At 63.9% G+C, this 14921-nt stretch carries 14 protein-coding genes; 10 read left to right on the plus strand and 4 right to left on the minus strand.

Annotated features, from left to right (window positions below; translation table 11 throughout):
• Positions 1 to 67: 67 nt before the first annotated feature.
• Both C2U70_RS12955 and C2U70_RS12960 read right to left on the minus strand, forming a co-directional pair.
• Positions 68 to 1006 carry a right-handed parallel beta-helix repeat-containing protein gene (locus tag C2U70_RS12955; RefSeq protein ID WP_140978403.1) on the minus strand — a complete coding sequence of 313 codons (939 nt, stop codon included), beginning with the start codon at positions 1004 to 1006 and terminating at the stop codon, positions 68 to 70.
• 267 nt (positions 1007 to 1273) lie between these two features.
• Entirely contained in the window at positions 1274 to 2185 is a 912-nt protein-coding gene (locus tag C2U70_RS12960; protein ID WP_140978404.1) for a class I SAM-dependent methyltransferase, read from the minus strand.
• A gap of 185 nt (positions 2186 to 2370) precedes the next feature.
• On the opposite strand from C2U70_RS12960, the gene C2U70_RS12965 reads away from it, so the two are divergent.
• On the plus strand, positions 2371 to 3066 hold the full coding sequence (locus tag C2U70_RS12965; RefSeq protein WP_140978405.1) for a WbqC family protein: 696 nt from the start codon (positions 2371 to 2373) through the stop codon (positions 3064 to 3066).
• A 119-nt stretch (positions 3067 to 3185) separates the two neighbouring features.
• Here the strand turns inward: C2U70_RS12965 and C2U70_RS12970 are convergent, their stop codons facing one another.
• Entirely contained in the window at positions 3186 to 4247 is a 1062-nt protein-coding gene (locus tag C2U70_RS12970) for a right-handed parallel beta-helix repeat-containing protein (RefSeq protein ID WP_140978406.1), read from the minus strand.
• A 298-nt stretch (positions 4248 to 4545) separates the two neighbouring features.
• Here C2U70_RS12970 and C2U70_RS12975 point away from each other — a divergent pair, with 298 nt between their 5' ends.
• From C2U70_RS12975 to C2U70_RS13015, 9 genes are read left to right on the plus strand one after another with little or no spacing between them, the layout of a single operon-like run.
• Positions 4546 to 4761 (plus strand): acyl carrier protein, encoded by a 216-nt coding sequence (locus tag C2U70_RS12975; protein WP_186294222.1) that lies wholly within the window; start codon positions 4546 to 4548, stop codon positions 4759 to 4761.
• A 3-nt stretch (positions 4762 to 4764) separates the two neighbouring features.
• Entirely contained in the window at positions 4765 to 5505 is a 741-nt protein-coding gene (locus C2U70_RS12980) for an SDR family NAD(P)-dependent oxidoreductase (RefSeq protein WP_140978408.1), read from the plus strand.
• Positions 5505 to 7034 (plus strand): amino acid adenylation domain-containing protein, encoded by a 1530-nt coding sequence (locus C2U70_RS12985; protein ID WP_140978409.1) that lies wholly within the window; start codon positions 5505 to 5507, stop codon positions 7032 to 7034. Before C2U70_RS12980 ends, C2U70_RS12985 begins: the two co-directional genes overlap by 1 nt.
• Before the next feature lie 3 nt (positions 7035 to 7037).
• Entirely contained in the window at positions 7038 to 7961 is a 924-nt protein-coding gene (locus C2U70_RS12990; protein WP_140978410.1) for a glycosyltransferase family 2 protein, read from the plus strand.
• Positions 7958 to 8728 carry a class I SAM-dependent methyltransferase gene (locus C2U70_RS12995; protein WP_140978411.1) on the plus strand — a complete coding sequence of 257 codons (771 nt, stop codon included), beginning with the start codon at positions 7958 to 7960 and terminating at the stop codon, positions 8726 to 8728. Before C2U70_RS12990 ends, C2U70_RS12995 begins: the two co-directional genes overlap by 4 nt.
• Positions 8729 to 8735: 7 nt before the next feature.
• Positions 8736 to 9650 (plus strand): methionyl-tRNA formyltransferase, encoded by a 915-nt coding sequence (locus tag C2U70_RS13000; protein WP_140978412.1) that lies wholly within the window; start codon positions 8736 to 8738, stop codon positions 9648 to 9650.
• Between the two features lie 6 nt (positions 9651 to 9656).
• Positions 9657 to 10367, plus strand: a complete 711-nt coding sequence (locus C2U70_RS13005; RefSeq protein ID WP_140978413.1) for a class I SAM-dependent methyltransferase — start codon at positions 9657 to 9659, stop codon at positions 10365 to 10367.
• 31 nt (positions 10368 to 10398) lie between these two features.
• Positions 10399 to 11103, plus strand: a complete 705-nt coding sequence (locus C2U70_RS13010; RefSeq protein WP_140978414.1) for an acetyltransferase — start codon at positions 10399 to 10401, stop codon at positions 11101 to 11103.
• Between the two features lie 12 nt (positions 11104 to 11115).
• Complete coding sequence (locus tag C2U70_RS13015; protein WP_140978415.1) at positions 11116 to 12036, plus strand: hypothetical protein; 921 nt, start codon at positions 11116 to 11118, stop codon at positions 12034 to 12036.
• A gap of 29 nt (positions 12037 to 12065) precedes the next feature.
• Here C2U70_RS13015 and C2U70_RS13020 read toward each other — a convergent pair whose 3' ends face one another.
• A complete protein-coding gene (locus tag C2U70_RS13020) occupies positions 12066 to 14732 on the minus strand; it encodes a S8 family serine peptidase (protein WP_186294223.1) in 2667 nt (888 codons plus the stop codon).
• Positions 14733 to 14921: the final 189 nt, after the last annotated feature.

The following is a 14921-nucleotide window of genomic DNA, read 5'->3' on the forward strand; positions in this document are numbered from 1 at the left end:
CCCCGGGGCTTTCGTTCCTTGCTCGTTTCGTCGCGCTACCGCTTGCGGCGACGGGAGCGCTGTCAGGTCACTGCTGGCCGTGATCGGTCGAAGCCGCACCGACCGTCGGGGCCGTACCGGCCGCAGTGTTGCCGAAGATGCGGTTGTTGCCGAACGAGGTAGTCGCGCCGGTGATCCCGGTATTGTTGAAGGAGATGTTGGTGTTCGAGATCGTCATCGTGCCGCTGTTCTGCAGGCCGGTCGCATTCTGTGACACCGTCGTGTCGTCAACCCCGATCTGACCGCCGGAATCCGACTCGATGCCGGCGGATGTGTTGCCGGACATGACCGAGCGGCTGATGCTGACGCGGTTGCCGGTTCCGACCGCCACGCCAAAACCGTTGTTGATCGAGTGGGTGTTCTCGATCGAGGCGTTGTTGGTGGCCGCTCCGGCGACGCCGATGCCGGCGCCGCTGTTGTTCCGGATCACGGAGTTGCGGATGAACAGCTTGCCGCCGGTGCTTCGTGTATCCGAGATGCCCTGCAGCGAGAAGTCGCTGATGACTGTGTCCTCCACCATCACGACGGCGGCCTGCAGGATGCTGATTCCACGCAGACCCGTGCGCGTGCCGACCGCTCCGGAAGCACCGGTGCCGTTGATGCTGAGGCCGCGCAGCCGCACCACGCGGAACGGGTCGTTGGCGTTCACGGCGATGTTGATGATGATGCCATTGGTGCCGCTGGCAAGGACGGAGCCTAGCGTACCGAGGCAGTCGATGGTGATGGATTTGGTGATGGTCACGGCGCCGTAGCCGCCCGGATCGAGGCAATCGATCTCGCCGTTGATGAAGGTCTTCGAGATCGCGCCGGCAAAGGTCCTGCACGGCGCGGTGCGGCTGCAGGGATCGGCGTCATTGCCGACACCGGAGACGAAGGTTCGCGTGGCCTGTGCGTGCGCAGGCATCGAGACCGCGAAAAATGCGAGCGCCGTTCCCACGACGACTGCCAATTTGGTGGTGATGGACATGCTCAATTCCCGTGAGGTTGAAAAGGGGTTTTGCGAACGCGTGAGGTTCGAACGGGTCAGCGCAGGCCTCGACCGGCAAGAACTGACCGGACAGACCGCAGGCGACCCCGCGGCCACGAGCGGGCCGTGAGGACAGTTAAGTGCCTCGTCGAAGTGCCTTGGGAATTAGTCGCAACCAGAACGAGTTCGGTTCTCGTTCCGCGTCAACTCGCCGCAATATTATATAACATGGCGCAACAACCTCAGGCGGCGGCGCAGCAAGCCGCGCTAGATCGCCCGTCCGACGACGACCCGGCTGCCGCCGGCGGGCCAGCGCAGGCCAGCGAGCGTCATGCGCACTTCTGCACGCAGCACCGCAGTGAACAGACCATTGACGCGCGGATCGAGCGTGAATTCGCGCTCGACCTCCTCATCGCTGGTCTTGCCGCGGCCTTTCAGACGACTTGCGACCATCAACGGCAGTAGCAATGACGTATAGGAGCTCGAGAACAGCACCTCGAAGCCGTTGCGGCGCATCTTCTCCTCGAGCTCGCCGCGGCGATAGCGCCGCTCGTGATAGGCGATCTCGTCGGCGCGGCTCCACAGCCAGGGATGCTGGGGAACCGCAACGATGATGCCGCCGCCATCCACGGTCGCGGCGCGCATCCCGCGCAGCACGCCCTCGTCGTCGGCGATATGCTCGATCACGTCGAATGCGCCGGTCAGGTCGAACGCATTGCGCGCCGGAATGTGGCGCGCGTCCATCTGCACGAATTCGACGTCCGGGAGGCGCGTGCGGGCAAAGGCGAGCCCGGATGGATGCAATTCCGATCCCACCAGCCGCTGCCATTGGCGCGATTGCGCGAAGGCGCGCAGCACGACGCCGTTGCCGCAGCCGACCTCCAGGAAGCGGCGCGCCTCGGGAAAGAAGCGATTGGCAAGGCCGACCAGCAGGTCGTTGCGCGCGACGAACCAGAAATGCTCGGCCTCGACCTTCGCAAGCGCCTCGAAACCGCGCGGATCCATGCCGCTGATCGTATCGGCAAGCTCGGGCGCGAACATCGGAATGCCGTCGCGTGCCGCGACGGGCTGCGCGCAGGTCGGGCAGCGCCAGCCGACCGGCCAGATCGGTTCGCGGTCGCCGATGTCCTGTTCGGCGTCGCAGGCGGGGCAGCAGCGCGCTGGGATCGGACCGGTCATGCCGAACCTGTACTGGCCGTGGGGCCGGCATGATCGATGATAAGGCGTGAATTCATCGCGAAGTCCCTGTAAACACGGCCCTGACGGCAGACCGGACAAGGGCCTCGCCGGCAAACTGTTCGGATCATCCACGCGCGTCAAGCCCCACCCACGGCGCGTCATCTCCCGCCCCTGAAGTCACACCCGTGCGAATCTCGATCATCCAGTCCTGCTACATCCCCTGGAAGGGTTTTTTCGACCTGATCGGGCAGTGCGACGAATACGTGATCTTCGATCGCATGCAATATGTGAAGCGGCACTGGCACAACCGTAACCGGATCAAGACCGCCAATGGCGTCGAATGGCTGACCATTCCCGTCGTGACCAAGGGACGGTTCGATCAGCCGATCGACGAGGTCGAGATCGAAAAGCCCTGGGCCGAAAAGCACTGGCGAACGCTGGAACTCGCCTATCGCCGCGCTCCGTTCTTCGAGAATTTCGCGCCGACGTTCCGCGCCTGGTACCAGCGCGCGGACAAGGAGAAGCGACTCACTGACGTCAACGAGCTGTTCACGCGCGAGATCGCGGGCCTGCTCGGGCTGAAGACGCGAATCGTCAGGGACACGGCCTATCCCGCTGATGGCGTCAAGACCGCGCGGCTGTTAGCGATCGCGCAGGCCGCCGGCGCCGATCACTATCTCAGTGGTCCCTCCGCACGCGCCTATTTCGACGACGCCTTGTTCGCGGCCGCCGGCATCGAAGCAGAGTGGATGAGCTACCAGGGCTACCCCGACTATCCACAGCTTCATGGCGACTTCGAGCATGCGGTCAGCGTGCTGGACCTGCTGTTCAATACCGGCCCCGAGGCGGCGCGCCTGATACACCGGACAGCTCAAGGCTGAAATCGCCGACAAGTCCGCGCCCGAAACGAAAAAAAATCCCGGGGCGATGTCCCGGGATTTTGATTTTTGTGCCTGCGCGATCTGTGACTCACGCGACAGATCGCGGGAACGACAAGCGCTTACTGCTCGCCGAGATTGCTGACCGCGCCGCCGGCCCCCGTGACCGTACCGCCGAGCGAGGTATTTCCGAGCATCCGGTTGTTGCCGAAGCTGATGACGGTCCCCGAGATGCCGGTGGTGTTGAACGACAGGTCGGAGTTCGACAGGCGGATGGTGCTGGTCGTCTGCACACCCGTGCCGTTTCCGGTGATCGCACTGCTGTCGATGTTGATCGAACCGCCCGGATCGGCTTCGGCACCGGTGGTGTTGCCTGACATTACGGAGCGCGTGACCATGGCGTTGTTACCGGTTGCGGCCGCGATTCCGAACAGATTGTTCACGAGGTGGCTATTCTCGACAACTACCCGGTTGGGATTGGCCCCGCCGAGGCCGATGCCCGTGGACGCATTGTGGCTGACAACGGTATTGCGAACGAACAGCTTGGTGTTGCCGGCCGTGCGCGCGTCGCTGATGCCCTGCTGCGAGAATTGCGAAACCACGCAGTTCTCGATCGAAACCACCGCCGCGGCGAAGATCTTGATGCCGACCAGACCGGCGTTGACGCCCTGAACGCGGATATTGCGGAGAATGATCCTGTCGGCCGCCCCGGCATTGATGTTGATGCCGTTGGTTCCGGATACCAGCACCGAGGCAGCAATCTCGCTGCAATCGATCGTGATCGACTTGGTGATGGTCACGCCGCCGAAGCCACCGGGATCGAGGCAGTTGATCTCGCCGGCCGCGGCCGTCTTGGAGATCGCACCTGCGAAAGTCTTGCATGGCGCCGTGCGGCTGCACGGGTTGGCGTCGTCGCCCACGCCCGACACCCAGGTACGCGTCGCCTGGGCTTGAGCCGGGGCCGACGCAAGGAACGGCACGAATAGGCCGAGCGCAATTGTGAATAAGGCTAAACGGCGCATAATGAACCCTCCTTTTGGCCGGGATTTCTTCCCAGCCTTCTGAAATGAATGCAGTATTCGTCCATCCCGGAACTGCCCCCCGGCGTCAGTCAGCCCGCACTCTCGAGAACGAGACCGGTTCGCGATCGCCTCCTGAGATCGCAATCCGTCGGTGCTTGCCAAAGCGACCGGTTACGCAAACAACAAAATTTCAGAAGTAGATCAAGCCGAGCTAGCAAATTTCTGTCGGAAAGACGGGACCGCACCCGGTTAATATGTCCCGGGAATACGACACTGGTTCAAAGCCGGTGCACTTTTGTCGGCGGTTTCCCAGAAGTTGATTCGCGGCCTTGGCGCGTTTGCGCCACCCGCTCACTTGCCGTATGAAGGGCGCGACCCGGCGGCAGTCCCGTGACAGCCGCCTAAGATATTGCAAGTCCACGGCGTTTACCGATCGCCGGCGGTTCCACAAGAGACCATGATGCAGGCGAATGAGTTGATCGCGGAAGTGCTCCGAAGCAATGTTCCAATTCCCACCGGCGACACCCCCCTTGCGGAACTCGAGGGCTGGGATTCGCTCAAGGGCGTGCGGCTCGTGCTGAGGCTCGAGGAAATCGTCGGCAGGGAACTTTCCGAGGACGATATCGAGCGGCTCCAGTCGGTCAGCGACGTCGAGCGGCTATTGAAGGCCGTTTGAGCCATGGCGCCGACCGAGGATCGCTGGGTCATCGTCTCGGGCGCCGGGGGTGCTCTGGGGCGCGGTCTCGTCTCGCATTTCGCGGGCAAAGGCCATCCGGTTCTGGCGCTGGATCGCGCGATCGACAGCGGGACGACGCAGCACCCGCAAACCGTGATCCGCTCGCTCGACCTGACGGATGAGGCCGAGCTCCGCAAGGCTCTGACGGAATGCATTCCCGCCACTGCCTCGATCGCGCTCCTGGTCAACGCGGTCGGCCTGATCTGGAACGAGCCCACGCTCAGCTTCAAGGGTGCGAAGCTCGTGACCCACGGCCTTCAGTCCTGGCGCAACGTGATCGAGGCCAATCTGACCGCGCCGTTCGTTGTCGCAGCCCAGGTCGCCGCGCGGATGGCGCGGCGCGGCGGCGGCAGCATCGTGAACTTCTCCTCGATCGCCAGTGACGGAAACGCGGGCCAGGCCGCCTACAGCGCCGCCAAGGCCGGCATCGAGGGATTGACGAAGACCATGGCGATCGAGCTCGGCCCGCTCGGCGTGCGCGTCAACGCGCTGGCGCTCGGTTTCATCGATGTCGCGACCACGCGCGAGGCGGTCGCCGACGAGCGCCTCCAGGGTTATGCACAGAAGACACCGGTCGGCCGCCTCGGGCAGCTCGACGACATCGTCAGCGCCATCGAGTTCCTCGCGGCCAACGGTTTTGCCAACGGCACGGTCGTGAAGCTCGACGGAGGCTTGCGTCTCTGATGACCGATCTTTGGACCGCCTTCGCAGAGATCGCCGACGCCCACCCGGCTGCACCGGCGCTGGTCCTGCGCGAGGCCATCCATAGCTTCGGCGAGTTGAAGTCGCTGGCCGAACGCTGCGCCGCCTCGCTCGCGGCGCGCGGGATCGCCAAGGGCGACGTCGTGGCGCTCCAGCTTCCCAAGCGCCGCATCACCTATGCGCTGCTGCTCGGCTGCCTTCGACTCGGCGCACCCTATGTGTTCATCGATCCGAAGAATCCGGCCGAGCGAAGCCAGCGCATTCTCGCGCAGCTTCATCCGAAACTGCTGTTCAGCTTGTCCGACACCGCCAATCCCTTCGGTGCGACGCTGAAACTGTCGGATGGCGACGAAGAAGGCTGGCTCGGCGATGCGTCGGCTGCGCATGCGGCGACGATTTCGCCGATCGCGGGGACTGATCCGGCCTATGTGATGTTCACATCAGGCTCGACCGGAGAGCCGAAGGGCGCCGTCATTCCGCATCAGGGTGTGCTCAGCCTGATCGAATGGGCCAGGGATATGCTGCACGCCTCGCCGCGCGAGCGCTTCACCAGCATCAACCCGCTGCATTTCGACAATTCGGTGTTCGACGTCTATTGCGGCCTGTTCAACGGCGCCGCGCTGGTACCGGTCGAGACATCCGAGGTCAGCAATCCCGCAAGCTGGGTCAAGATGATCCGCGCCGCGCAAGCGAGCGTGATGTTCGCGGTGCCGACGCTGTTCTTGATCCTCGACCAGCTCGGCCTGCTGACGCCACAAAGCCTGCCCGATCTGCGCACCTTCCAGTTCGGCGGCGAAGGCTATCCGATCGGCAAGCTGCGCGAGTTTCACGCCCGTTTCGCCGGACGCGCGCGCCTGATCAATGTCTATGGGCCGACCGAGACGAGCTGCATCTGTTCCAGCATCGAGATCACGCCCGACATTCTCACGGCTCCGGACAGTGAGTTTCCGCCGCTCGGCGCCATGCATCCGGATTTCACGCATGCGATCCTCGACGACGAGCAGAAGCAGGTCGCGCAGGGCGAGCCCGGCGAGTTGTGGATCGGCGGCCCCTGTGTCGGCCTCGGCTACTACGCCAATGCGCAGGAGAGCGCGGCGCGGTTTCGCCAGGACCCGCGGCAGGATCATTACCGCGCGATCTTCTACCGCTCCGGCGACCGTGTCCGCGAGGACGAACACGGACGGCTCTGGTTCCACGGCCGGGTCGACAACCAGGTGAAGATTCGCGGCCACCGGATCGAGCTCGAGGAGATCGATCTCGCGGTCCAGAGCCTCACCGGCGTCCGCCGCGCGCTCGCGGTCGTGCTCGACGGCGCCGACGGCAGCGAGATCGCGGTCGCCTACGTCGCCGATCGCGTCATCCCCTCGAAGGAAATCACCGTGCGCTGCCGCGAGACGTTGCCGGCCTATATGTGCCCGGCCAGGATCGTGCAGCTCGAAGAGCTGCCGCGCAACGCCAATGGCAAGGTCGACCGCAAGGCCGCACGCGCGTTCCTGGAGCAGATGGCCTAAGCGATGAAACTCTCGATCGTCACCACGCTCTACAGGTCCGCCGCCCATATCGCGGAGTTCCACCGGCGCGCGAGCGAGGCCGCGCGCGGCGTCACCGACGATTATGAGATCGTGATGGTCGACGACGGCTCGCCGGACAACTCGCTTCAAGTCGCCTGCGCGCTCGCCGAGACCGATCCGCATTTGCGCGTCGTCGAGCTGTCGCGCAATTTCGGCCACCACAAGGCGCTGATGGCCGGCCTCGACCACGCGCGCGGCGAGCTGTGCTTCCTGATCGACAGCGATCTCGAGGAAGATCCGGCGCTGCTCGGCAGCTTCCTCGAGCGGATGCAGGCGACCGACTGCGACGTCGTCTACGGCTTCCAGGAACAGCGCAAGGGCGGCGCCTTCGAGAGCGCCGGCGGCCGCTTCGCCTGGTACTGGATCAACAAGCTCTATTCGATCGACATTCCCCTGAACCAGTGCACCGTGCGGCTGATGCGCCGCGAATATGTCGACGCGCTGTTGCTTCACCGCGAGAGCAACACCGTGATCGGCGGCCTCTGGGTGATCACCGGGTTTCGCCAGCTCGGCGCGGCGATCACCAAGGGGCATCGCAGCGACACCACCTATTCGCCGCGACTGCGGCTCGGCACCCTCGTCAACGGCATCACCTCGTTCAGCACCGTGCCCTTGAACCTGATGGTCATGTTCGGCATGGTCATCGCGATGATCTCCTTCGCGATGGGCATCGTCGTGATCCTGGAGAAGCTGATCCGCAACACCGCCGCGGGCTGGGCCTCCCTGATCGTCTCGATCTGGTTCATGGGCGGCGTCATCGTGTTCTGCCTCGGTGTGATCGGCATCTACGTGTCGCGCATCTTCGTCGAGACCAAGAATCGACCCTACGTGATCGTGCGAAGGGTTCACCAGAGAGCTCAGCCATGACCGAGAAGATCGATCCCGCCCGCGCGGCCTACCAATCCAGGGAAGAGCAGCACTGGGGCGAGCTCAAGAGCATCCTGGACGACGGCCAGATCTCGCTGCAGGAGACGCTGATCAACTATCCCGCCTTCGTCCGGCGGCGGGAGATGACGCGGCTGCTCGCAGATTACGACCTGTTCCGCATGGTGATCGATCTTCCCGGCTCCATCGTCGAGCTCGGCGTCTTCCTCGGCGCGGGTCTCTTCACCTGGTCGAAGCTGCTCGAGACGTTCGTCCCCGGCGACCGTTCGCGCAAGGTGTTCGGTTTTGAGAGCGGCGGCGGCTACCAGGACTTTGCGCCTGAAGATGGCGATCCCCGGCCCTGGATCGAGAGCGTGGTCGGACGCAAGGAGGTGCCCGACCGCTACCTCGAGCGCATGGTGAAGCTGACCAACCAGGACAACCTGTTGCCCGGCGTCGAGCGCTGCCGCGTGATCTCCGGCGACATCCTGCAGACCGTGCCGGCCTTCGCCGCCGGCAACCAGGGCACGCGGCTGTCGATGATCTTTTTCGACGTCAATTTGTACAAGCCGACGCTGACCGCCTTCCGCGCGCTCTATCCGCTGCTGGTGCCCGGCGGCGTCATCGCTATGAACGGTTACGGCTCGCCGCCCTGGCTCGGCGAGACCACGGCCTTCGAGCACTACTTCAAGGAAATCGGACAGCCTTTGCCCCGCGTCCGCAAGCTGTCGTACTCGATCCGGCCCGGCGGCTATTTCATCAAGGAATAGGCGGGCGATGAAGACCAAGGTTCTCCTGTTCACCTCGCAGGACATCGGCAACGATGTCTTCTCCTGGCTGCATGCGCGTAACGACATCGACCTCACGGTGGTGACCCAGCGCACCCAGCGCGACGAGATCTACGGCTATCGGGCAACCCTCGATCTCTGCCTGGAAAAGGGCGTGCGGACGCTGACGCCGAAGCGGATCGACAACGCGTTCCTGACCGAAGTCGAGGCGATGGCGCCGGACCTGATCATCTGCGCCTATTATCCCCGCATCTTCCCGCGCCGTCTGCTTGCCGTTCCGCCGCTCGGCTGCGTCAACGTGCATCCCGGCCTGCTTCCGCATTACCGCGGCACCTTCCCGACGCCGTGGTGCATCCTCAACAACGAGAAAGAGATCGGCGTCACGCTGCACTACATGGATGAAGGCATCGACACCGGCGACATCCTGGTGCAACAACTGCATCCGATCGGGCCGGACGAGACCGGGCACGAGCTATACAAGCGGTCGATGAAGCTCTGCGCGGACATCCTGATCGAGAATTTCGACAAGCTGTTGCGCAAGGAGCTGCCGGCCCGCAAGCAGCCGGCCGGCGGCTCCTATTACAACAGGATCGCGCCGCAATACCGGATCGACTGGCATCAGCCGCGCTCGGAGATCCGCAACCAGATCCGCGTGCACGCAAGACCCTATTTCCCGGCCTACGCATTCCTGTTGAACAAATGCGTCACCATCAACAAGGCCTCCTTCATCGAGCTCGACGACTACCGCGCGCAGGGCTCGGGCACCATCTGCAAGGTGTTCGAGAACATGTCGTTCGTCGTCTCCTGCGTCGACGGCCTGCTGCTGATCGAGGACTACGATATGTTTCCGATCCTGCGGCCCGACGACATCGCCCTTCACATCCGCCCCGGCAACCGGTTCTGACGCGCCATGACTGACGACAAGAAATCCCCGGCCGGGATCGACGGCACCTACGGCGCCTTCTACCAGAAGCGCAATCCGGCTCACGTCTATCCGGTCGAATTCGTGGTCAGAGCCTTTCTCGGCAACTATCCCCGGCACAAGACGGATGCTGCGAGCTACCGCGGCAAGCGCGTGCTCGACCTCGGCTGCGGCGACGGCCGCAACATGCCGCTGCTCAGCAATCTCGGCATGGAGGTCCACGGCACCGAGATCTCGCAGGAGATCTGCGACCTCACCGTGGCGCGGATGAAAAATCTCGGCATCGACGCGAAGCTTGCCGTCGGACGCAACCACGCCCTGCCCTATACGGACGGCTTCTTCGACATCGTGCTCGCCTGTCATGCCTGCTACTATGTCGATCCCGGCACGCGCTTTTCCGACAATGTGCGCGAGATCGCCCGCGTGATGCGCCCTGGCGGATCCTTCGTGTTCTCGGCGCCGATCGGCACCACCTACGTGCTGCGTGGTGCCAGGGATCACGGTGACGGTCACATGGAGATTGCCGCCGACCCCTACGGCCTGCGCAACGGCTACGTGCTCAAAAAGTTCGACAACGAGGCCGAGATCGCGTCGGCGCTCTCACCGGCGTTCGGCGGCTTCGAAATTGGCTCGTGCCGCAACGATTTCTGGGGTATCGAGGAACACGTCTGGACCGTGGCCTGCCGCAAAGCCGGCTGACGTTTCGGACATCTGATCTGGACATCTGACCATGGCTTTGTATTCCGGCGAGGAACGGCCGCGCCGCATCGTGATCTTCGGAACCGGCCAGGGCGCCGACACCGCCCGCCGCTATTTCGAATGGGACACGCCGCACGAAATCGCCGGCTATGTCGTCGATCGTGAATTCCTCACCGCAAACGAGTTCAAGGGACGTCCGGTGGTGGCCGTCGACGAAGCCGTCGGCCGCTTCCCACCGAGCGGCTTCCTCGCCTTCGTCCCGCTCGGATCGGGACGCATGAACCTGCTGCGCGCCGGGAAATACGAGCTCTTGAAGTCGCTCGGCTATCGCTTCATCTCCTACGTACACGGATCGAACAAGCTGGTCGGCCACTGCGAGATCGGCGAGAACTGCTTCATCCTGGAGAACCAGTCGGTGAATTTCGACGCCGTGATTGGCGACAACGTCGTGATCTGGAGCGGCTGCCAGATCGGCGACCGCAGCCGCATCGGCAATCACGCCTTCCTCGCCTCCCATGTCGTGCTCAATGGCGACGTCACGATCGGCGACTACGCCTATCTCGGCAGCAACTGCAACATCTCCAACAGCGTCCATGTCGGCCGGCAGTCCTTCATCGGCGCCAACGCGCTGATCACGAAGGACACGGATGAGCGCGCGGTTCACGTCGTCGAGGCGACGCCCGCCATGGGCATCGACAGCATGCGCTTCATCAAGCTGCTCAAGAATCATCACTAGGACTCATCTGTTATGGCCGAGCACTACGAACGACTGGGATTGGTCTATGGCGCGACCGGCGCGAGCTGGCATCGCTCGCACTGCCAGAACCCGTTCGTGCAACAGCTTTCGCCCAGCCGCTACCGCGTGCACTTTGCCGCGCGTGACGAAAAGAACCGCTCGCAGGGCGCATGGGCCGATGTCGAGGTGACCGGCTCCGGTCTGGTGGTGAAGGAGGCCGCGCCAGCGCCCTCGCTCACGCTGGGCCGGCTCGGCGCCTTCGACGATTGCGGTGCGATGCCGGGCAGCATCGTGACGCATCGGGGACGGCTCCTGATGTACTACACGGGCTGGACGCTGGCGCGCGCGGTGCCCTTCACCTTCTTCATCGGCGCGGCGGAGTCGCAGGACGGCGGCAAGACCTTCCAGAAGGTCTCGGAGGCGCCCGTTCTCGGCCGCAATCATTACGACCCGTTCCTGACCGGCGCGCCCTGGGTGATCGCGGAAGGCGGGCGCCTCCGCATGTGGTACATCTCGGGCACCGAATGGGTGCCGGGTGCGACCGAAAACGAGCCGCCGACGCATTATTACTCGATCAAGCACGCGGTCAGCGACGACGGCATCGCCTGGGAGGTCAACGATAAGCTCTGCCTGCCCTATCTGGAGAACGAGCACGCGATTGCGCGACCCGTGGTGATGAAGACCGGCAGCGGCTACCGCATGATCTATTCGGCACGCAGGCTCGGCGAGACCTATCGCATCTACAGCGCGACCTCCGCCGACGGGCTGTCGTGGCAGCGCGACACGGCGCCGATGATCGAGGTTGCGCCCTCGGGCTGGGATTCCGAGATGGTCTGCTACGGCAGCCGGCTGGAAACGCCGCAGGGCAACTTCCTGCTCTACAACGGCAACGCCTATGGCAAGGACGGTTTTGGCGCGGCGCGCTGGACCTGATCTGCGCGATCAAGTGCCTCGCGCCGTCCTCAGGCGAGCAACTGGTGATCGTGCAGGAAGGCAGCCAGATAATCGGTCAGCGCCGCAGGTCCACCTACGTCGTGAAAATGCTCGACGACCTCGGAAACCCATGACGCCGGCGCAGGCATCGTGTCCAGCGGCTCGGGCTGGTAAGCGCCAGGGCTCGCGCCGGACTCCGCGAAGACGAAACCGCCATGTTGCGCTACCGCTGCGACCGCGCCCGATGGGGCAAGTGGTGCGGCGCCAGTCGTTCCGTCACCGTTCAGATCCTGGTGGAAGATCGGCTCATACGATTTCAGCATGCTGCTGTTGCCTGCGACGGCGCCGGTCAGGAACGACGTGAAATTGCCGTTGGTGTCGGTGCTCCAGATCGAGAACTGGCCCGTGCTCGAATCCTTCCAGGCGACGTCATAGCCGCCGCTAACGACCTCGGCAGCGACCGGCGACCATGTCCCGGCCTGACCGACCACGACGGGTGAGCCGTTCATCTTCAGCGAAGGACCGGATCCGCCGGTATAGAAGAAATAGTTGTTGCCGCTCACGACCAGGCTGGTGGAGCCGGCGGATTCGATCACGCTCGGCGGAATCCCGATGGTGCCGTCGCCATTCAGGTCCTGATGGAAGGTGTTTTCGAGATTCTCCAGCGTCGTGCTGGTGCCGGATACCGCGCCGGTCAGATAGGACGTGAAATTGCCGTTGCTGTCGGTGGTCCAGATCGAGAACTGACCCGTACTCGAATTTTTCCAGGCGACGTCGTAGCCGCTTCCGGTCTGCTCGCCGCCAACCAGCGACCAGGTGCCCGCCTGCCCTGCCACAACGGCGTTGCCGCCGTACTTGAGCGTCGGACCGTTGCTGGTGCCGTTCGCATAGAGCGCGAAATTGCTGCCGACCCGCGCGAGCGTGGTCGAGCCGAACGACTCGATGACGACCGGGCTCGGCGCCGACGGCACGCCGATCGTGCCGTCGCCGTTGAGGTCCTGATGGAAGGTGTTTTCGAGATTCTCCAGCGTCGTGCTCGAGCCGGACACCGCGCCGGTCAGATAACTCGTGAAGTTACCGCCGCTATCAGCGGTCCAGATCGAATACTGGCCTGAGCTCGAATCGTGCCAGGCGATGTCGTAGCCCCCGGACGTCTGTTCGGCGGCGAAGGGGGTCCAGGTTCCGGCACCGCCGACGACGACCGCCGCACCGCCATATCTCAGTTCCGGCCCGATCCCGCCGGCGACGGGCTCGAGAAAATAGAAGACGCCGTGATGCGTCAGCTCGGTCGATCCGATCGCCTCGACCACGACTGCCGGGAGCAGTTGTACCGCCGCGGTCACCGCTGGATTGACCTGGACGAGGCCGGCGCCGCTGACGGCAGAGTTCGCCATCGGCAGCGCCGTTTGCTCCATGATCTGTTCGACCTGCGCCGGGGTCAGGTTGGGGTTGGCCGACAGCAGGAGTGCCGCGACGCCGGCAAGGCTGGCCGATGCCGCCGACGTCCCGTAGAAATTGCTCAACCCTCCCGTGAGCGTGGTCGCAATTCCGTCGACGCTGGAGACGACAACGGGAGTCAGCAGTTGCGGGGATGCGAGCCGCGTCCCGTCGTTGGCAAACAGCAGCTGGGCTCCCGCGCCGGAGGACGAGAAGGTCTCGCTGACAGCCGGGCTGACGCCGAAAGCCGGCGTCGATGCGACGCTGACGGCGCCTGCCGTGATCACCCCCGGCGTCATCGCGTGACCGACCAGGGCGCCGGCGTTCGCGCCACTGATGCTTCCCGGCAGGCCATTGGTGAAAAGGACTTCCTTGATCAGCCCCGGGTCCGGACCAAAAAGGTTGGTGATGACGATCTGGTAGGTGCCGGAAGCGGTGAACATGTAGCCCGTGAAAGGATTGTTCGCTTCGCCGACGGACGCATTAGTCGCCTGGGCGATCAACGTCCCATTCTGGAAGACGAACATGTCGATGTCGGGCGCATGCCCGGAGTTGAAATTCGCCTGCCCGTAGGGCAGGTCCCATTCCAGCAACAACGGCACCGGGTGAGTCGAACTCGCGGTGACCGTAATGGTCTGGGCGATGCTGCCGTTGAACATGACGACATCGTCCCAAAACCCGCCGTTGAACCATCCCGAACTATGCGTCCATGTCGTCTGATAGGCGTTGCTGGCATTGTTGCCAGCGGAGGTGATGTAAGTGACGCCCTGGGCCTCGACGGTCTGGATCGCTTGCGCGATGACGCCGTTCTGGAAGAACGGCTCGTCGAAATAGCTCACATCGTCGCAGATCACCTTGCAGCCGGCGGCCGCCAGCGCGAGGATGCCGTTGGCAAAATCCTGCTCGCTGAAGTCGGCGGTGTAGAACGCAAGGCTCGCACTCGGCGCGATCTCGTGCACGATCTGCATCATCGCGCGGCCTTCGTCGCTCCCGCCCGACGTGAAATCCTTCAGCACCTGGACGTTGGCGGCGGACGGCAGCGCGCCGCTGGCCTCGTCGGCCGCAGCGCCGCCCTTGTTGTTGAAGCTGTCGGAGATGACGCCAACCTTGATGCCGGAGCCGTTGACACCGGCGCCTACGGCATTGAGGGCTTGCAGCACCTGCGCCGCGGTAGCGCCCGTCGAGCTGACGGCTGAAGAGGTTGTCGGATCAACCACGTCCTGCGTGAGGCCCGCCACACTCGCGTGAGAAAGTGGCACGGCGGCGGGCTTCTCCGCCAGGGCAGGCAAATCAGTCGTCAAGGGCGCCGCTGAACCCGGCCAGACCGCAGTCCCATCTACAATTAGCTGCGCGAAATCATCATCAAGAAAACCGCCGGACGAATCCTGCGGATCGCCCCCGTACCGAAATTTCATCGCCTAGCGCCCCGGCCTTGAGATGAAGCCCTC

The sequence above is a fragment of the Bradyrhizobium guangdongense genome (assembly GCF_006483445.1).
Taxonomy (GTDB): domain Bacteria; phylum Pseudomonadota; class Alphaproteobacteria; order Rhizobiales; family Xanthobacteraceae; genus Bradyrhizobium; species Bradyrhizobium guangdongense_A.